The sequence below is a fragment of the Cupriavidus alkaliphilus genome, from assembly GCF_014191175.1.
Lineage (GTDB): Bacteria > Pseudomonadota > Gammaproteobacteria > Burkholderiales > Burkholderiaceae > Cupriavidus > Cupriavidus alkaliphilus.
On the sequence record NZ_JACHWE010000007.1, the window covers coordinates 83,469 to 101,231 of the forward strand.

General features: G+C 67.5%; 16 protein-coding genes. 12 read left to right on the top strand and 4 right to left on the bottom strand.

Annotation, left to right across the window (positions count from 1 at the left end; translation table 11 throughout):
* The first annotated feature begins 101 nt into the window (after positions 1-101).
* The 4 genes from FHX60_RS21745 (at position 102) to FHX60_RS21760 (ending at position 6,645) form a co-directional block, all read left to right on the top strand.
* On the top strand, positions 102-821 hold the full coding sequence (locus tag FHX60_RS21745; protein ID WP_112776380.1) for a response regulator transcription factor: 720 nt from the start codon (positions 102-104) through the stop codon (positions 819-821).
* Positions 818-2,227, top strand: coding sequence for an ATP-binding protein (locus FHX60_RS21750; protein WP_183284591.1), 1,410 nt, complete (start codon positions 818-820; stop codon positions 2,225-2,227). The genes FHX60_RS21745 and FHX60_RS21750 overlap by 4 nt, the downstream gene beginning before the upstream one ends.
* A 231-nt stretch (positions 2,228-2,458) precedes the next feature.
* The gene (locus tag FHX60_RS27920; RefSeq protein ID WP_183284592.1) at positions 2,459-5,872 is read left to right on the top strand and encodes an ATP-binding protein; all 3,414 of its coding nucleotides are present in this window, start codon (positions 2,459-2,461) and stop codon (positions 5,870-5,872) included.
* A 131-nt stretch (positions 5,873-6,003) separates the two neighbouring features.
* A complete protein-coding gene (locus FHX60_RS21760) occupies positions 6,004-6,645 on the top strand; it encodes a response regulator (RefSeq protein ID WP_112776383.1) in 642 nt (213 codons plus the stop codon).
* A 78-nt stretch (positions 6,646-6,723) separates the two neighbouring features.
* On the opposite strand, the gene FHX60_RS21765 is transcribed toward FHX60_RS21760, so the two are convergent.
* Positions 6,724-7,635, bottom strand: a complete 912-nt coding sequence (locus FHX60_RS21765; protein WP_183284593.1) for a LysR family transcriptional regulator — start codon at positions 7,633-7,635, stop codon at positions 6,724-6,726.
* A 100-nt stretch (positions 7,636-7,735) separates the two neighbouring features.
* Here FHX60_RS21765 and FHX60_RS21770 point away from each other — a divergent pair, with 100 nt between their 5' ends.
* Both FHX60_RS21770 and FHX60_RS21775 read left to right on the top strand, forming a co-directional pair.
* The gene (locus FHX60_RS21770) at positions 7,736-8,908 is read left to right on the top strand and encodes a pyridoxal-phosphate dependent enzyme (protein WP_183284594.1); all 1,173 of its coding nucleotides are present in this window, start codon (positions 7,736-7,738) and stop codon (positions 8,906-8,908) included.
* A gap of 25 nt (positions 8,909-8,933) precedes the next feature.
* A complete protein-coding gene (locus FHX60_RS21775; protein ID WP_183284595.1) occupies positions 8,934-9,902 on the top strand; it encodes a tripartite tricarboxylate transporter substrate binding protein in 969 nt (322 codons plus the stop codon).
* Between the two features lie 50 nt (positions 9,903-9,952).
* On the opposite strand, the gene FHX60_RS21780 is transcribed toward FHX60_RS21775, so the two are convergent.
* Positions 9,953-10,243, bottom strand: coding sequence for a hypothetical protein (locus FHX60_RS21780; protein WP_183284596.1), 291 nt, complete (start codon positions 10,241-10,243; stop codon positions 9,953-9,955).
* 208 nt (positions 10,244-10,451) lie between these two features.
* On the opposite strand from FHX60_RS21780, the gene FHX60_RS21785 reads away from it, so the two are divergent.
* From FHX60_RS21785 to FHX60_RS21800, 4 genes are all read left to right on the top strand, one after another.
* Positions 10,452-11,096: a DUF1326 domain-containing protein gene (locus FHX60_RS21785; protein WP_183284597.1), complete on the top strand. Its 645-nt coding sequence runs from the start codon at positions 10,452-10,454 to the stop codon at positions 11,094-11,096.
* Positions 11,093-11,887 carry a DUF2182 domain-containing protein gene (locus tag FHX60_RS21790; protein ID WP_183284598.1) on the top strand — a complete coding sequence of 265 codons (795 nt, stop codon included), beginning with the start codon at positions 11,093-11,095 and terminating at the stop codon, positions 11,885-11,887. The genes FHX60_RS21785 and FHX60_RS21790 overlap by 4 nt, the downstream gene beginning before the upstream one ends.
* A gap of 118 nt (positions 11,888-12,005) precedes the next feature.
* Positions 12,006-13,601: an MDR family MFS transporter gene (locus tag FHX60_RS21795; RefSeq protein WP_183284599.1), complete on the top strand. Its 1,596-nt coding sequence runs from the start codon at positions 12,006-12,008 to the stop codon at positions 13,599-13,601.
* Positions 13,602-13,633: 32 nt separating this feature from the next.
* A complete protein-coding gene (locus tag FHX60_RS21800; RefSeq protein WP_092310935.1) occupies positions 13,634-14,095 on the top strand; it encodes a MarR family winged helix-turn-helix transcriptional regulator in 462 nt (153 codons plus the stop codon).
* Positions 14,096-14,138: 43 nt separating this feature from the next.
* Here the strand turns inward: FHX60_RS21800 and FHX60_RS21805 are convergent, their stop codons facing one another.
* Together FHX60_RS21805 and FHX60_RS21810 are read right to left on the bottom strand one after the other, a co-directional pair.
* Complete coding sequence (locus tag FHX60_RS21805; RefSeq protein WP_183284600.1) at positions 14,139-14,804, bottom strand: response regulator; 666 nt, start codon at positions 14,802-14,804, stop codon at positions 14,139-14,141.
* Positions 14,805-15,237: 433 nt separating this feature from the next.
* The gene (locus FHX60_RS21810) at positions 15,238-16,194 is read right to left on the bottom strand and encodes a LysR substrate-binding domain-containing protein (RefSeq protein ID WP_112776390.1); all 957 of its coding nucleotides are present in this window, start codon (positions 16,192-16,194) and stop codon (positions 15,238-15,240) included.
* 783 nt (positions 16,195-16,977) lie between these two features.
* On the opposite strand from FHX60_RS21810, the gene FHX60_RS21815 reads away from it, so the two are divergent.
* Together FHX60_RS21815 and FHX60_RS21820 are read left to right on the top strand one after the other, a co-directional pair.
* On the top strand, positions 16,978-17,268 hold the full coding sequence (locus FHX60_RS21815; RefSeq protein ID WP_092310926.1) for a transposase: 291 nt from the start codon (positions 16,978-16,980) through the stop codon (positions 17,266-17,268).
* 67 nt (positions 17,269-17,335) lie between these two features.
* Positions 17,336-17,719 (top strand): hypothetical protein, encoded by a 384-nt coding sequence (locus tag FHX60_RS21820; RefSeq protein ID WP_181487060.1) that lies wholly within the window; start codon positions 17,336-17,338, stop codon positions 17,717-17,719.
* Positions 17,720-17,763: the final 44 nt, after the last annotated feature.

A 17,763-nucleotide genomic window follows, 5' to 3' on the forward strand; every position in this document is an offset into this window, starting at 1 on the left:
GCTAACCAGTCACTTTGGAAAGCTTTTGTTTTCTTGACGTTTCTTGATGGAACCGGGGGCCGGCGGCCCGCTCCTCGCCCGCCAGGGCCCCGGCAAGCTGCATGCTGATGTGTTCTCACCCGCCGCCCGCGCGCGTGCTGTTGATCGACGACGACCTGGAACTGGCGCAGATGCTGCGCGAATACCTGGAGCCCGACCACTGCACCGTCACGCTGGCGCACACCCGCGAGCAGGGCGAGGCCCTGCTGGCCCGCCATGACTACGATGTCGCGCTGCTGGACCTGATGCTGCCCGATGGCAACGGGCTGGACCTGCTGCGGCTGCATCGCGCGCGTTCGCAGCGCCCGGTGATCATGTTTACCGCGCATGGCGACGAGACCGACCGCGTGCTCGGACTGGAACTCGGTGCCGACGACTACCTGAGCAAGCCTTTCAGCCCGCGCGAACTGCGGGCGCGCATGCACGCGGTGCTGCGCCGGTTCCAGTGCGCGCTGCCGGCCACCGCCGCGAGCCCGTGGCTGGAAGCCGGCGCGCTGCGCCTGAACCTGGCTTCCGGCGAAGCCATGCACGGACCGGCGCGGGCCGCGCTGACCGGCGCCGAGCAACGCGTGCTGGAAATCCTGATGCGTTCGGCGGGCCGGGTGGTCGCGCGGGAGGAGATCGGGCGGTTCGCGCTGGGACGCGCGCCGGAGCGCTACGACCGCAGCCTCGATACCCATGTCAGCGCGCTGCGCCGCAAGCTGGCGCTCGACGGCACGTCTGCGCCGCTGCGCATCCGCAACCTGCGCGGCCAGGGTTACCTGCTGGTGCAGGCCCCGTGAACGGCTGGCGCAGCGTGCGTGCGCTGTTTCCGCTGCCGCTGTTCTGGCGCAACTTCCTGGCCTTCTGGCTGGGCATGGCCGCGATCGTCGGCATCGGCATGGCGCTCACGGCCGCGGTGGCCTGGTACCGCTTTCAGGCGCTCGACGGCCTCAGCCCGGCCGCGCTGACCGCAGATGCGGTCGAGGTGGCGCGGAGGGAGGGGCGCCCCGGGCTCAGGCGCTGGCTGCGGACGATGGACTCGCATGCCTCGGCGCTGGACGTCTATATCGTCGATCCCTCACTGCAGGACATGCTCGGCCGGCAACTGCCGGCGCGGCTGCACGACCATCTCGTCGACCGGATCGTGCCGATGTGGCGCGCGGCCATGATCGGCCATGCGGTCGCGCAGGTGCCGCGCCCCGGCGCGCGCGTGTCATGGTGGGATCCGCAGCCGATCGCGCTGCCGGACGGCAGCGAGGTGCTGATGCTGTTCCTGCCGTTCGACTCGTCGCGCTGGGAGGTGCTGCGCCTGTCGCCGGTGGCGCTGGCGCTCGGCCTGTTCGCGCTGGCGGTCTCGGCGCCGCTGTGCTGGGCCCTGACGCGGCACGTCACCGGCCCGGTGCGGCGCCTGCGCGAAGCCACGCAGGCGCTGGCCGGAGGCGAACTGGCCACGCGCACGCCGCCGGTACTGGCGCGCCGCGCCGACGAGCTGGGCCAGCTGGCGCGCGATTTCGACGCCATGGCCGACCGGCTGCAGCGCCTGGTGGACTGGCGCGAGCAACTGCTGCGCAATATTGCGCATGAGTTGCGCTCGCCGCTGGGACGGCTGCGCTTGTCGCTGGAGCTGGCGCGCCGCCGCGACGCCACGCTCGGGCTGCAGTTCGAGCGCATCGAGCGCGAGACCGGGCGGCTCGATGCCCTGGTCGAGCGCACGCTGCAGCTGGCGCGCCTGCATGCGACGGCGCCGGTGCGCCATCCCATCGATCTCGGCGAACTGGTCGACGTGATCGTGGCCGATGCCCGTTTCGAGGCCGCGGCCCGCGGCGTGGCGATCCGCTGGACCCCACCAGGCGAACTGATCTTCGACGCCGACGGCGCGGCGCTGGGCAGCGCCATCGAGAACATCCTGCGCAACGCCATCCGGTACACCGACCCGGCCACGCCCGTTACCGTGACCCTGCAGGCCGACGCGGCCGGGATCCGGCTCGACATCGTCGACGGCGGCCCCGGCGTGCCGGCGGAGGCTCTGGCAAGCCTGTTCGAACCCTTCTATCGCGTGCGCAGCGGCCAGGGCCATCCGGCCGGCGCGGGGCTCGGGCTCAGCATTGCGCACGCGGGTATTGCCGCGCATGGCGGCACGGTGTGCGCCCGCAATGCCGCGCCGCGCGGGCTGGCGGTGTCGGTTTGCCTGCCGCGCCCGGCATGATGCGCGCCTGGACGGCCCTGCAGTAGGGCGAAGCCATTCGATCCCAGGTATTGGGACGACGGCGTCACCGCGGCGCGGCTGCAGTACGACGGGGTTGGGCAGGCCGGGATGAGCCAGGATGGGCCGGGATGTTGATGCATAATCCATAGGCAATTCCCTAGCCAGTGCGCGCCGGGCGACGCCCGGTTTCCAAGCGGGCGTCAGGCAGGTTGCTGAGAAGGAGCTTCGCCAATGGCCAATTGGCTGTCTCGCGCAAACAAGCAGTTTCCCGGTCGCCTTCTCGCCGTTGTTGCCGCCCTGCTGATCGTGGTGATCAGCGGCTGTCTCGCCTTGTTTCTGCATAGCCGGTTCCAGAGGATCGTCTGGGAGCAGGCTTGGGCTTCGCGCCAGCATTTTGACGCCGTGCTGGCGGCCAAGGCCACCCATGAGTACTTTATCCGGCGCATGGCACAGATTACCGGGCCTGAATATCCGCTGGTGCGCAGCGACCGGCCCGCGACCCGGCTCGAAGCCTTGCTGATGGCCGTGCCGGCCGGCAGCGCGCGTGCCGTCGAGGTGCCCGGACTGATCAACCCCGCGACCCTGATGCGCGGCGCGCCGGTACCTGGCGCGGAGCGGTCCGTGGCGGTGTCGCATGTCATCCGCTTTGCCATCTTCGAGCGCGCGTACTGGGGCACGGCGCCGCAAGGCGTGCGCTCGGTGTTTTTGCTGGCGGACGGCAGCGAGGCACTGGTGACCCCCGCGCTGCCGGCAGCGCTGCCTCTGAGCGGGCCGCAGGTGGCCGATGCCGTCAGCAACTGGGCCAAGGCGCTGGCGCGCCGCTCAGGTGAGGCGCGGGGGCCAACGCCGGCAGGCACGCCGCTGTGGGCCGGGCCCTATCCTGGCATGATCGGGCAGGACACGATGCTGAGCTGCTTCCTGCCCGTTCACAATGCCGCGGGAACGCTGCTCGGCTATGTCGCGACGGCCATTCCCGTGCGCGCGCTGATGGCCGATGTCGGCATGCCGGGGGGCACCCGGGCGGGCCAGCCGGTATCCGGCAAGCGCGCCGTATTCTTCGATGAACGCGGCAAGCTGCTGTTCCAGGGCCGCGATGCCGGCTGGTTGCGTCCACACGCCCTGAGCGAGCGGGTCGCCCGTGAGCTGTCAGCCAGCGAGCCGGGCGTGGCCTACTGGTTCGAGCAAGGCAGCCTGATGATCGGCAGCACGGCGCGCGACCAGAGCTGGCGCGCGGCCTACGCTTATCCGCTGTCGCAAGGGCTGGCGGACCACGGCGTGGCGCTGGCGGTGGCACTGCTGCTCTACGGGCTCGGCGTCGCAGCGGTGCTGCAAGGTGCGCGCATGGTCCGGCGCCGGATCCTGGTGCCGATGCAGCGCAACGCCGAACGCATCGAGGACAGTGAGCGCTTCAACCGGGCCGTGATGCAGGCCGCGCCGGTGGGCCTGCGGGTGGTGCGCACCGCCGATGCGCATGTGCGGGTCGAGAACGCGCTGGCCGCGCAATGGCTGCCGCTGGATGCACGCACGCAAGGCCGGCCATGGCTGGACGCGATCCTGGCGCGGCGCGGCGAGGCGCCCGTGCGGCTGGAGGTGCGGGTGCCGGCGGGTGCCGGTGCCGCGCGCGACGTGCTGGTGGTCGGCCGCCGCACCCGCTTCGAAGGCGAGGACGTGTTGCTGTGCGCGATTCATGACGTCACGGACGAACGCGAGGCGCACCGCAGGCTGGCACGCGCACGCCAGCTCGCAGAGGAGGCCAGCGCCGCCAAATTGCGCTTCCTGGCCACCATGAGCCATGAAATCAGGACGCCGTTGTACGGCATGCTGGGCACGCTGGAACTGCTGTCGCTGACCAGACTGGCGCCAAGCCAGCGCGAGATGCTGTCGACCATCCGCGCTTCGTCGCAGGTCCTGCTGCAGATCCTGGACGACCTGCTGGATGACTCGCGCGCGGAAGCGGGGCAGATGCAGCTGGACAGCGTGCCGTTCGATCCGGTCGATTTGCTCGAGTCGACGGTGCGGGCGCACGCGCCGATCGCGCTGCAAAAGGGCCTGGCGCTGTCGTGCTATCCGGAGCCAGGCCTGCCCTGCCTGGCCGGCGATCCGGTGCGGGTGCGCCAGATCATCGGCAACCTCCTCGGCAATGCGCTGAAGTTCACCGCCACAGGCCATGTCATCGTGCGCTTGGGGCGCGCGCCGCGGGCTGATGTGTCCGATGTGCCGGAGGCTCCCGACGCGGCAGGCAGGATCGCGATCCAGCTCGAGGTGGCGGATACCGGGCCGGGCATCGCACCCGAGATACAAGAAAAACTGTTCGAGCCGTTCGTGCAGGCTGACCCGTCCACCGCCAGGCGCTATGGCGGGACGGGCCTGGGCTTGTCGATCTGCCGGCGGCTGGCCGCGCTGATGGCGGGCAGCGTTTCGGTGCACAGCGAGCCCGGCAAGGGCAGCGTGTTCCGGGTCTTGTTGAGGCTGCCGCAGGCGGGGCCGCGCGCGGCGCTGGAGCCGGTGCTGCCGCCGGTGGCGGTGCTGACCGAGGACGACGATATCCGCAACCATGCCATCGATACGCTGCGTGCGATGGGGTGCAAAGCGATCGCCTGCAGCGGGCCGGCGCCTGCGGCCGGCATGGTGCTGCTCGTTGCCACCCGCCGTATCGCGGCCATTCCGGAGGGCTATGCCGGCGTGGTGTTCGCACGCGCCGATGGTCCGGCCGAACCGCAGCTCGTTGGCGGCAGCTGGCTGGTCAATGCCTATCACCAGGCCGGCATCCTGCGCGCGCTTTGCCTCGCCGCCGGCATGACGCCGGCGAGTGCGCAGCCAGCGCCGACCGCAGCCGATCCCGTCCCGCGACTGGGCCTGGAGATCCTGGTGGTCGACGACCATCCCTACAACCGTCTGCTGATGCAGCAGCAACTCGACCGCCTTGGCTGCCGCGCCACGCTGGCGGCCGGTGGCGAAGAAGCGCTGGGGCTGTGGCAGCAGCGCAAGTTCGACCTGGTGCTTACCGATGTCCACATGCCCGGCATGGACGGCAACGAACTGAGCCGCAGGCTGCGCGCGCAAGGAGCTACGGTACCGATCGTGGGGCTGACCGCGAGCGTCGCGCAGGGCGAGGCGGAGCGCTGCCTGGAAGCCGGCATGGATCGTTACCTGTCCAAGCCCGTCTTGCTGGGCCCCCTGGCCGAGTGCCTGCGCGCGGTGCTGCCGCGGCATGCCGCCTCCCCGGCGCAGTCGGTTGACCGTGAGGCCGGACATAAGGCAGACCATGAGGCAAACCATGAGGCGAACCACAGCGCCTTGCCCCCGATAGCCGACAGCGCCGACAGCCTGGCCTTGCTGGCGCATACCATGCGCGACGATTTTGCGGCGCTGTCCGCCGCCGCGGCCAGTGGGGAGCTGAAGGCGCTTCGCCACCACGCCCATCGCATGCGCGGCGCCATGGCGCTCGCCGAAGACGGCGACGAAATCGTCGCCTTGTGCCGGGAACTGGAACTGGACGTGGCGCGGGCGCAGGAGGCCGTGCAGGCCCATGTCGATAACCTGGCTTTGTATCTCGCAGCGTACTTTGACGATCCCGAGGGGCCGGTAAGCAGCCAGAACGGCAGCCACAACAGCCATCGTGGCGACTGGCGGAGTACCATTTAAGGAATACCTTAGTTCGGGTGGTTCGAAAAACTCCTAATATGCAAATCCGCGAAAATGACCGGTATTGAATACCGGCTCGGTTCCCAGGCGCACCGGTGTGTGGCCACGGAACCGAAAATCAGAAGGCAAGCATGATCAAGATAATCATCGCGGATGACCACCCCGTCGTCCTGGGCGGGATGAGTCGTGTGCTGGCGCTTGAAGCGGGCATGCAGGTCGTGGGCGGCGCCGCGAATTCGACGGAGCTGGTCGCGTTGCTCGAAAGCACCGATTGCGACGTCATCGTGACCGATTATTCCATGCCCGGCGGGCAGTTCGGCGACGGACTGCCGATGCTGCAGATGCTGCGGCGCCGGTATCCCACCACGCGCATCGTGGTCATGACCATGCTGGATAATCCGGTGCTGATCCGCAATGTCCAGAAGGTCGGGATTTCAGTGATTCTCAACAAGACCGATCCGGTACAGGAACTGATTCCCGCGGTGCGCGCCGCGTTCAGCGGGCTGAGCTACCAGCCGGCATCGGTGCGCGCCATTCTCGCCTCCGGCGGTCTCGATGAACGGTCGCGCCGCCCGATCCTGACGCGGCGGGAACTCGAAGTGATCCGGCAGTGGGCGGCCGGCGTGCCGGTCATCCAGATTGCACGCCAGGCCAATCGCAGCAGCAAGACCATCAGCGCGCAAAAAAGCGTTGCCATGAAGAAGCTGGGCCTGGCAAACGATTATGAGCTCTACGAGTATGCCCGGACCAGCGGCTTGCTTGGCGGCACGTGACAATCGCGGGCGCATGGGCGCCCGCCTTTCGCCTCTGTCTCTACGCCGTCTGACGCAGGCGCCGCAGTCGCGCGTGCATCACTGCAGATCGGCCAGACGCTGACGGCACAGGCTGACGAACTGCTGTGCCGCCGTGGACTGGCCCAGGGTCGGATGGAAGGCCAGGATGGCGCGGAATCGCACCGGAGCGGTCAGGGGTACGCTGCGCAGCCCGAGCGCCACGTAGGTGCGCGCGACCAGGGGATTGGTGATCGCCAGCCCGGCACCGGCCAGGGCCAGCGAGCATTGCGTATGGCTGTACGGTGTCGTGGCCACGAAACGCGGGGCAATGCCGAGTTCGGCAAAGCACGCCTGCAGCCGGCGTTGCGCGGGATCCGCGGCGTCCAGGCCGATCAGCGGCACGTCGACCAGATCCTCGATGCCGATTTTCGTGCGCGTTGCGAACGGATGCGTCGCCGGCGCGACGCAAACGGCGTGCACCGCGTAGAACTCGGAAGCGGTCAGGCCGCTGGTGTCCGCTTCGTCGCCCATGAACGCGATCTCGAGTTCGCGCTGCAGCAAGCGTTCGCGCAGGCCCCTGGAGCTGTCGACCTCCAGCTGGCAACGCACGCGCGGATAGCGGTGGACGAAGTCCGCCACCGCCGTCGGCATCACGCTGGACGCCATGGCGTGCAACACCCCCACGCGCAGGACCGTATCCTCATGGGCACGCAATTGATCGATCCTGCGTTGCACGGCGTCGAGGCCGACATAGACGCGTTCGACTTCATCCATCAGGGATGCCGCCTCGGGCGTCGGCACAATACGACCCTTGCTTCGATCGAACAGCCTTAGCCGCGCCGCCTTTTCCAGCTGCAGCACGATCTGTGTCACGGCGGGCTGGCTGATATGCAGGGCTTCGGCGGCCCGGCGGGCCGATCCCAGGCGCATGACCATGCGGAACACCTCGATCTGCCGGGCGCTGATGCCGGCTTCGGCGGTCGTCTCCATCTCTAACCTATAAGTTTTACTTAAGTCGATCATCGGCGTGCCTGCGCAACGGGGTGGTGGCCTGGCATAGACTCGAGCCACTTTCACTCCGGTCTTTACCATGCGCGCCAGCGGCAATCCGCCTCAGACCAAACCGCTCATCAACCCGGCAATGCAAGTGCTGCGATGCGTCACCTGCCACGCCCGTTATCCGCTCGGTGACATGCCGGAAGGCTGCCCGGCCTGCGCGGCGGCGGGTCATCCCAGCAGCCTTGAAGCGGTCTACGACGCCCAGGCACTGGATTTTGCACCGAAAAGCGGAAGTTATACATGGGGCCATTGGCAGCCCTACCTGGATGGCGTGTCGCTGGGAGAGGGCGCCACGCCATGCATTCCGGTGCCAGCGCTGGCATCGCTGGCCGACGTGGCGTCGGTCTGGATCAAGAACGAAGGCGCGAACCCGACCGGCTCGCACAAGGACCGCATGTCGGCGCAGGCCATCAGCCGGGCGCTCGATATCGGCGCGCGCGAGGTGGTGCTCGCGTCAAGCGGCAATGCCGCCGTCTCGGCCGCGGCCTATTGCGCCGCCGCGGGGCTGGACTGCGAAGTTGCGACTTACCAGGCGCTGCCCGCCGTGTTCGACGCGGCGTTGCGTCATTACGGCGCACGGCGTGTCGTCTGCGATAACGGTCATGCGCGCTGGGCGCATGTGCGCCGTCGCGTCCGGGAAGAGGGTGCCTTCGCGCTGACCAACTACAGCGTGCCGGCGGTAGGCAGCCCCGTTTTCGGGGTGGAAGGCTACCGGGCCGTTGCGCTGGAGTGGGTGGCGCAAGGGTGCCGGCCCGACCATGTCATCGTGCCGACTGCGCGCGGAGACCTGCTGTGGGGCATCTATAGCGCACTGCGGGACCTGGTCGCGCTGGGGCACCTGCCGAAGCTGCCGCGCCTCTGGGCGGTCGAGCCGTTTCCACGGCTGTCGCGGGTGCTGGCGGGCGCGTCGCAGCAGGCCGACTTCGCCGGCGCGACGCTTCAGTTTTCCACCGCCGGCTCTACCGTGACCGCCCAGCAAGTCCTTGCCGTCAGGCGCTCGGGCGGCGGCGCCGTGGTCGTCGACGATGCGGCGGCACGCGACGGCACCGGCCATCTCGCAGCCGCGGGATGGTGGGTCGAACTGTGCGCCGGCGCGGGCCTTGCCGCGGCGCAGTCGCTACGCGCCGACGGGCGCATCGACCGGACCGAAGCCGTCATGCTGCTGCTGACCGCGCGCGGCGACCGCGATCCTGGCCAGGCATGATTTCAAACACCTTGGGGAGACACTCATGAAGTTGCGTTACCTGTTGACTGCAGTCACCTGCTGCCTCGCGGTCCACGTCCCGCCGGCCCTGGCCGGCTATCCGGAAAAGTCGATCCGGCTGATCGTGCCCTGGGCCGCCGGCGGCAGCACCGATGCGCTGGCCCGCGCCGTCGCGCAGCGCATGAGCGAATCGATGGGCCAGCCCGTGGTGGTCGACAACCGTGCCGGTGCCTCCGGCCGCATCGGCGCCGACGCGCTGGCCAAGTCCGCCCCGGACGGCTACACGTTGGGCATCATCGAGTTGGCGCACACCGTAGCGCCGTCTGTGTTCCGCCAGATGCCCTACGATGTGTTGCGCGACTTCACGCCGGTTTCACTACTCGGCGAGGCCCCGCTGGTCCTGTTCGCGGACAGCGCGCAGTACCGCGCCGGAGAGATCCAGCGCTTCCTGGCGGACTCGCGCAAGGCGGGAACGCCGCTGCAGCTGGCCACCAGCGGCAACGGCTCGATCAGCCATCTGGCCGCCAAGATGTTGGAAAGCCAGTCGGGTATTCCAGTCGACCCGGTGCCGTACCGCGGTTCCGCCCCGGCGCTGACCGATGTCTCCGCGCAACTGGTCAAGGGACATTTCGCTACGCTGGCAAGCGGCAGCAGCCTGCTTGGCGGCAACAAGATCTCGGCGTTGATGGTGACCGGCCCGGTGCGCGTGGCCGCGCTTCCCGGCGTGCCGACCGCCGCCGAAGCCAGACTGCCCGGCATGCAGGTCAGCCAGTGGTGGGCCCTGGTCGCGCCGGCGCGGACACCGACGGCGGTGGTGAACAAGCTTGCTGACGAAGTCCGCGCGGCGTTGGCCAGTCCGCAGACCAAAGCCCGGCTCGACAGCCAGGGCATCGACCTCAAGGCTTCCACTCCCGCCCAGCTGGGCGATCGGCTGCGCATGGAGGTGGACCGCTGGGGGAGCCTGGTGAAGCAATCGGGTATTCAGCCCGAATAATCCGTGGGGCCTGCCGGCCCTTGCGACGATAGCGGCGCTCGAGACGGGCGTTACGCCAAGTTCGTCCGGCTCAGGCGATAGACGCGCACGCTGTGGATCGCCAGCGCAAGCGGGAACAGAAATAGTGCCGCGGTGGCAGCGAACCAGACGAAATCGGCAACGATGGTTGGCCGGATTTGTTCCAGGTACGCCGCCGAAATGCCGCCCGCCGATGCGGCGGCTATAAAGAGGCAGGCCACAAGCAGCCCCGGCGCACCGGCGAGCAAGGCGCAGGCGCACAGCAATACCAGGACCCAGCACAACTTGTACCACCACAGGCACTTCCGCATCGGTGCAGGCATGGAGATCTCAATTTTTGGCGATGGTACATCACACGGCGGCGCGTAAGACCTGATGCACGGCGGCGGCCTGCGTTGCCAGCGAGCGCGTAGGCGTTCGCAGCTTCCCCTCTTGACTTCCCTTTACAGCACACTAGATTCAAGCCAGGCATGCCCATCATGCGGGGATGAGAGGCAGGCGCGTAAGAAGTCGAGCGCAAGGAGAACAGCCATGACTCCCTGGGAAATCCAAGGCACCGAGTTGATCAACTGCAATTGCTCATACGGTTGCCCGTGCCAGTTTAACGCCTTGCCAACCAACGGCTTCTGCGAAGCCATGGGGGCGATCTCCATCAACAACGGCCATTACGGCGAGGTGCGACTCGACGGCCTCAACATCGCGGTGGTGTTCCAGTGGCCCGGCCCTATCCACGAAGGGAGGGGCAAGTGTCAGCCCATTGTTGATGAACGGGCAGCCCCGGAGCAGCGCGAAGCCCTCCTGAAGATCATGACAGGGCAGGACACCGAGCCGTTCGCAACAATGTTCGCGGTATTCGCGTCGACGCTCGAGCAAGCCTTCGATCCGATCTTCACGAAGATCGACTTCGAAGCCGATGTCGATGCCCGCCGCGGCCGCATCCATGTCGAAGGCGTGTTCGACACCGTCGCCGAACCGATCCGCAACCTGGTGACCGGGGATGAACATCGGGTCCGGATCGATCTGCCGCACGGCTTCGAGTACGAGCTTGCCGAGATCGGGTCCGGCACCAGCCGCTCGCAAGGCAATATCGCCCTGGATCTCAACGGCACCTACGCGCAATTCGCGCGATTGCACATGAACAACAAGGGACTGATCCGGCATCGCACTGCCGCATGAGCGGTCTCGAATACGTCCTCGGACGCGAGCGCGCCATCACGTCGCTCGGCATCGTCGTCATTGTCGCGTTGTCGTGGGCTTATCTGTGGACGGGGGCCGGCACCGGCATGTCTGCGCTCGACATGACGGCAGTCACGCTTTTCCCGCATCGGCTGCCGGGCGGCATGGGCGGCATGGATACGCCGTTGTCCACCGTCATCCTGATGTGGTGGGTGATGATGGTCGCCATGATGACGCCCAGCGCGGCGCCGGTCGTCCTGCTGTATCGGCGGGTATTGCGGCATCACGACGCTTCCGGTGGCAGGCCTGCTGCCACGTCGATGTTTCTCCTGGCCGGCTACCTCACTGCATGGCTGGCGTTCTCCATCGGAGCGGCAGCGCTGCAACTGGCGCTGCAGCCGAGCGGCCTTATTTCGGCAATGATGCTGTGGTCGAAGAGCGCTCTCCTTTCGGCGACCGTGCTGCTCGCGGCGGGCGTCTATCAGTTTTTGCCGCTCAAGCGTGCCTGCCTGGCACAGTGCCGCTCGCCGGCAGCGTTCCTGGTCGCGCACTGGCGTCCCGGCGTCGCCGGCAGTTTCCTGCTCGGCGTGCGCCACGGCGCCTACTGCGTGGGCTGCTGCTGGATGCTGATGGCCTTACTGTTTGTCGGCGGCATCATGAACATCGTTTGGATCGCCGCGCTGTCCCTGGTGGTCTTCGTTGAAAAAATCCTGCCTGGCGGCGAGCGTGCCGGCCGAGTGCTGGGTGTCCTGTTGATCGTCTGGGCCGGCGCAACCTTGTTGGTGGAGTGAGGCTTCCGCCCGCGCATGGCGAGGGCGCCGGCATGGCAACCGTCTCTGAAACGGCAAGGCAAGGCCGCGGAAGTTGCCCTATAATTCTTGACAATGCAACGATTGATCGAGCAATAAAATGACTCCCGAACCACATAGTCCTCAGCCGGCCGGCCAGGTCCTGCCGTTTCGCGAGTCGCTGCTGGCCATGCTGGGCGTGGCCTTCGTGGTGATGCTGGTGGCGCTGGACCAGACCGTGGTGGGGACGGCGCTGCCCACGGTGGTGGCGGAGCTGCAGGGGTTCGAGTACTACGCATGGGTGGCCACGGCCTACCTGCTGACCTCGGTGATCACCGTGCCGGTGTTCGGCCGCCTGGGCGACTATTACGGACGCAAGCCCTTCGTGCTGGCCTCGATCGTGGTGTTCTCGGTGGCCTCGGCGCTGTGCGGCATGGCGCCGAACATGCCGTTCCTGGTGGCAGCGCGCGCGCTGCAGGGAATCGGCGGCGGCATGCTGGTCGGTACGGCCTTCGCCTGCATCGCCGACCTGTTTCCGGATTCGCACGTGCGGCTGCGCTGGCAGGTGATGCTGAGCGCGGCGTTCGGCGTTGCCAATGCGGTAGGTCCGTCGCTGGGTGGCCTGCTGACGGAGTGGTACGGCTGGCGCGCGGTGTTCTACGTCAACCTGCCGGTGGGCGTGCTGGGACTGTGGTTCGCCTGGCGCTACCTGCCGCATCTGCGCCAGCAGGCGCATCGCGGACCGATCCGCGTCGACTGGCTGGGGGCGCTGCTGATCGCGGCCGGGCTCGGCAGCTTGCAGATGAGTGTGGAATTGTTGCCGGCGCGTGGCCTCGACGCCTATACCGCGGGGCTGCTCGTGCTGGCGGCGGTGGCACTGGTGGCGCTGTGGCAGTGGGAGCGGCGCTGCGCCAATCCGATCCTGCCGGTCGAGATGTTCCGCGATCCGGGGCTGGCACCGCTGTTCAAGCTCTCGGTGTTTGCCGGTTTCACCATGTTTGCGCTGCTGCTGTATGCGCCGCTGCTGTTCCAGGGCGGCTTCGGCTACTCGCCGAAGGAGGCCGGGGTATTGATCACGCCGCTGGTGGTCTGCATCACCGTCGGCAGCATCCTGAACGGCCGCATCGTGACGCGCATCCGCCGGCCCAACACCATGCTTTACGCCGGCTTCGGCATGCTGGCGCTGTCGTGCCTGGGGTTGTCGCAGGCCACGCGCGGCATGCCGCACGGCGTGCTGATGGCCATCATGCTGGTCGGCGGCCTGGGCCTTGGCTTTATCATGCCGAACCTGACGGTGTTCGCGCAGCAGACCGCGGGGCGCGAGCACCTTGGCATCGCCACGGCCATGCTGCAGTCGCTGCGCATGGTGGGCGGCATGGTCGGCACCGCGATCGTGGGCACGCTGGTGACGCGCAGCTATACCGGCGGCGTCGAACAGGCGCTGTCCGGCGCCAATGCCACCCAGTGGGCATCGCGCATGGCGGACCCGCAGGTGCTGATCGACAAGGCGTCGCAGCTGGCGCTGCTCGGCCAGCTGGAGCACGCCGGGCACAATGGCGCATTGCTGCTGGAGCAGGCGCGCGTGTCGCTGGTGGGGTCCATCCACCTTGGCTTGGTGGTGGCGGGTGCGGCGGCCGCGCTGGGCGTGTGGTGCGCGCGCCAGGTGCCGTCGATCAAGCTGACCCGCGCCGCCGCGCCGGCGATGGCGGCGGACTGAAGCCCGGCGGCAACTTACCCTGAGGAGAACGGATGGAACTAGAGCGACAGAGCGTGGCCGTACTGCAGCAGTTCGGCCGAACCTACCGCGCCTATGCGGGGGCGTTCGAGCAGCGCATGGGACTGCCCTTGCCGCGCTGGCGCATCCTGCATGCGCTGCATCACCAGGAGGGCGCCATCGGCCAGAAGGCACTGGCCGACCTCGTCGTCATGGACCCCGGCGCGCTGACGCGCCAGCTCAAGGCCATGCAGGAACTGGGCTGGGTCGAGCGCACCACGTCCGAACGGGACAACCGCGTGACCCATGTCACGCTGTCGCCGGCCGGGCGCGAGGTGGTGGCGCGCGCCATGCCGCTGCGCTCGGCCTTTCTCGAGGACGTGCTGTCCGAGGTGTCGCCCACGACCATGCGCGAATTGTCGCGCGGCCTGGCGCGTCTGGAGGCGGGCATCGCCCATGCCCAGGCTCGCGCGGCGGAGCCGGCCGACGCGGCCTGATGCCTCGGCGCCCCCGGCGGCGCGCGGCATTGCGCTCAGTCGCTTAGCCGCTTAGCAGCAGGCCGTTGAGCGCGGCAAATTCGAACAGCTCGCGGTCGTTGGTCACGCCGAGCTTCTGCATGGCGCAGTTCTTCTGCCGGCTGATGGTCTTGACGCTGCGGCACAGCTGGATGGCGATTTCGCTGACCGAGCGCCCGGTCAGGTATAGCCGCAAGACTTCCATTTCCCGCCGCGACAGGCGTTCCGCGCCGGCCCGGCCCGCGCCTATCGGGCTGCCCGGGTCAGCCTGCGACAGGACTTCCATGGCCGACTTGCCGATGTAGTGAAAGCCGCGCTGGATGCGGTACACCACCGTGACCAGTTCGGTCAGCGGCGCGTCCTTCAGCACCAGTCCATGCACCTGGGTGTCGAGGATGGAACGCAGTACCAGCGGGTTGGTGATCATGGTCAGCACGATCACCGCCATCGACGGATGGCGCCGCCGCAGGCTTGCCAGCAGCCGCAGGCCGTCGCTGTTGCGTTCGCCCTGCGTGGGCATGTGGTAGTCCGTGATGACGACATCGGGGCGCAGGCTGTCGATACTGTTGAGCAGCGCCGTCGCGCTGGTGACGCTGCCGCAGACTTCCCAGCCGGTCTGGGTGTGCAGGCGGTCGGCGACGGCCGCCGCGACCAGCGGGTGGTCGTCGGCAAGCAGGATCCTCAATGCCATCGGGTTGCTCCTCGATTCTCGTTCAGGCGGCGCAGCCTTCGGCGAACGTCAAGAAAACGCCGCACGCCAAGAGGACGTGCGGCGCAAAAATGACGCCAGACAAGGAGGCGCCGGACAACTGCTCGCATCGCCGCCGGTCCGGGCCAGACGGGAGACGGCCGGACTGCGGCAATGCCATGGCAGCATAGCGGCGAGCCCGCCCGGCGGAACTAGGAGGATTCGTAAATCAGGGCCCGAAAAGATCCTTGCGCCTTCCAGCGCGTGCGAGCGCAGCGCGGGCCGGCAATTCGGAAATCCATCTCGGGAAGAGGATGAACGGCGCGGGTGTCGCCGATCCGTGACAACGATCGGTGACAACGATCCGTGACACGAAAGGGCGCAGCCGCCTTGCGGCGGACAGCTCCCGTTCGCACCCTGGCTATCGCGCCTGGCGTCAGGTCGTGGCGGCCTCGGCCGGGACTGCCGGACGGCCGTTGCGGCGCCCGTCAATGGCCTTGAGCGGGTCGCGCAGCACGGCGCTGCCGACCTCCATCACGTCGTGCAGCACGCCCTGGTCGCGGCTGCGCTCCGGCCCCCAGAAATGCACGGCGGCCCATTCCGGGAAGGTGCTTGGCGGCGCCAGCAGCCGGGTCTTGCGCTCGCGCGTGACCAGCGGCACGTTGAAATCCAGCACCGGGCAGACGCCGCCTGCGGAATGCAGCAGCGTGATCTGCGTATGCCAGGACGGCACTACCGTCTCGCGATGGCCGGGTGTGTTGGCTTGCCGGCTCAGGAACGCACGCAGCGGGCTGCCGGCCTCGCTGTCTTCCTGCAACAGGATCCACGCGCTCTCGCTCTCCTGGCTGCCGCCGCGCGTGGCGCTCACCAGCCGGCGCGGCGTCGCCATGATGTTGTGCTGGCGCACGTGTTCCGGATCATGTCCGCTGTCGACGACGAAAGCGCAGTCCAGTTCGCCGTCGCCCAGCTGGCCGGCAAGCGCAGCGTCGGCAATTACCGGGCGCGTGACGAAGGTATCTTGCGGAAACTGCTCGCACAGCGCGGTCAGAATTTCGGTGATGACGGGATCCCCGATCGATGAGGAAAAGCCGATGGAGACACGCCGGCCGCCGTCGCGGCGTTTGCTCAGGCCCGGTTCGCCGGGCCGCACCAGATGGTTCCATTTCGCCAGGATCTGGCGCGCCGTCTGTTCCAGCCGCAGCGCATGCGGCGTGGGCTCGAGCATGCCGTTGCGCTTGACGAACAATGGGTCGCCGGTGATCTCGCGCAAGCGCGCCAGGCTATAGGCCACGGTGGGCACGCGTCCCTGAGTGCAGGCGGCAACCGCGCTCAGGTCACGGTACTCCATGACGAGAACAAAGACATGCAACAACTTCGTGCTGACATGACGCATTCCGACTTCTCCTGATACACAGCTTCGCTTTCTTGTTCTTTTTGTCTGTCCGACCCAAACAGCGATGCGCCAGTCATGGCGCGCATGAAACCAGGGCGCCCCGCGGCGCGTTGACCATGCCGCGCGAGCCAAGGGGTCAGGCATGAAGTCCCGCACGCAAGGCGTCGGCAAGATGTTTCACCACACGCGTGACACGCCAGTGTCCACGCAGCTCAGAGCCACAGCTTAGCGACTCTTTGATCCATCAAATCCGGCGCATGCCGACGGCCGGGATGGGTACCGGCATGCGGGGCGACTTCTGGGTAGTGCGCTGCCGGGCCGCACTTCTGCCGGCGCCGCAGGGGCGCCGTGCGAAGGCGTGTGAAATTTAGTTATGCCGAGGAATCTTAATACATGCTTAGCAAAAGTCATAGAAACTTGAATTGATGACTGACCTGTCAATTCTTTTTTGATGCTTTTGTATCGCTCCGAATACATGGCTTGCCATCAGCGTTTAAGGGCCGATCTGGCGCCAAATACCGGTCTGGCGACGGTATTTCATCCCCCGCTTGGGTGATATTTGCATGCAATCAGTCCATGCAATTTCCAAATTGGAATAACGAAATTTGGTGACGCATGCCAATGGCTGCTGCCGGTGCACCGCGATAATTTTCTTAACTCGCATTGCGAAGACACTGAATTGCCTTTTGCGGCGGCCCTGGGCTAACTTAGGGCGAGAGTCGGCACGGTTGGGGTCGCGGCTGAGCGACGCCTGGGCCCCGCCGTTGCGAAGCGGAGAGATTCGTGAACAGACGGTATTCGGAAGAACAGATCCGCGGATATCTGGCCGAGGCGGCCAGCGGCGTGCCCGTGCGCGAGTTGTGCGCGCGCTATGGCTTCAGCGATGCATCGTTCTACGGATGGCGCACCCGCTATGGCCAGCCCGGCAACGGCGAGGCGCGCGACGGGCGCAAGCTGCGCGAGCTGCAGGAAGAGAATGCCCGGCTGAAGAGTATGCTTGCGGATGCGCTGCTCAAGCTTGAGTTGATGCGCAATCGTACCGGCCGCCGCGGCGGCAACAGCAAGGACCGCTAGCGGCGGACGGTTCCCGCAACATGCCCACGGCAGACGACACGCCGTGGACGGCTCTGGAGTGATGGGTTTGACGAAGTTTCTGATCAAGGCGGGCATGCTGGCATGCGGCGCCATGGTGGCTGCCCCGATGTGGGCAGCTGGCAATGCCAGCGCGGCCGCGGCCGCTTCGGCGGCCGGTACGCCGATGGTGGCGCCGCCACCGCCGCGCATGCTGGATGAGGCCACGGCGGTGGTGGAAGGGCCTGGCGGCACGCTGTCGGCGTCGCAGCGGCAGCACTGCCAGGGCTTGCTCGACCAGATCAACGCACTGCCCGGCGGACCGCAGTGGTCCACCGGCAAAGGTTCGGTCACCGCGGCTGACGGGCGCACCTACCCGACACTGGAACGCCAGGCGGATCGCAAGCGCCTGGAAGAAGCGTATCGCCAGCAGTGCGCGCAGGAGCGCCGCTGAGCGGCGCACTGCGGGCGGCCGCTGTCACTTGCGGACTTGTGGAG

Coding starts and splice junctions, on each gene's coding strand:
- FHX60_RS21770 (WP_183284594.1), top strand. CDS start 7,736: ATGCGCGCCAGCGGCAATCCGCCTCAGACCAAACCGCTCATCAACCCG.
- FHX60_RS21795 (WP_183284599.1), top strand. CDS start 12,006: ATGACTCCCGAACCACATAGTCCTCAGCCGGCCGGCCAGGTCCTGCCG.
- FHX60_RS21745 (WP_112776380.1), top strand. CDS start 102: ATGCTGATGTGTTCTCACCCGCCGCCCGCGCGCGTGCTGTTGATCGAC.
- FHX60_RS21775 (WP_183284595.1), top strand. CDS start 8,934: ATGAAGTTGCGTTACCTGTTGACTGCAGTCACCTGCTGCCTCGCGGTC.
- FHX60_RS21800 (WP_092310935.1), top strand. CDS start 13,634: ATGGAACTAGAGCGACAGAGCGTGGCCGTACTGCAGCAGTTCGGCCGA.
- FHX60_RS21785 (WP_183284597.1), top strand. CDS start 10,452: ATGACTCCCTGGGAAATCCAAGGCACCGAGTTGATCAACTGCAATTGC.
- FHX60_RS21780 (WP_183284596.1), bottom strand. CDS start 10,243: ATGCCTGCACCGATGCGGAAGTGCCTGTGGTGGTACAAGTTGTGCTGG.
- FHX60_RS21760 (WP_112776383.1), top strand. CDS start 6,004: ATGATCAAGATAATCATCGCGGATGACCACCCCGTCGTCCTGGGCGGG.
- FHX60_RS27920 (WP_183284592.1), top strand. CDS start 2,459: ATGGCCAATTGGCTGTCTCGCGCAAACAAGCAGTTTCCCGGTCGCCTT.
- FHX60_RS21805 (WP_183284600.1), bottom strand. CDS start 14,804: ATGGCATTGAGGATCCTGCTTGCCGACGACCACCCGCTGGTCGCGGCG.
- FHX60_RS21810 (WP_112776390.1), bottom strand. CDS start 16,194: ATGCGTCATGTCAGCACGAAGTTGTTGCATGTCTTTGTTCTCGTCATG.
- FHX60_RS21765 (WP_183284593.1), bottom strand. CDS start 7,635: ATGGAGACGACCGCCGAAGCCGGCATCAGCGCCCGGCAGATCGAGGTG.
- FHX60_RS21790 (WP_183284598.1), top strand. CDS start 11,093: ATGAGCGGTCTCGAATACGTCCTCGGACGCGAGCGCGCCATCACGTCG.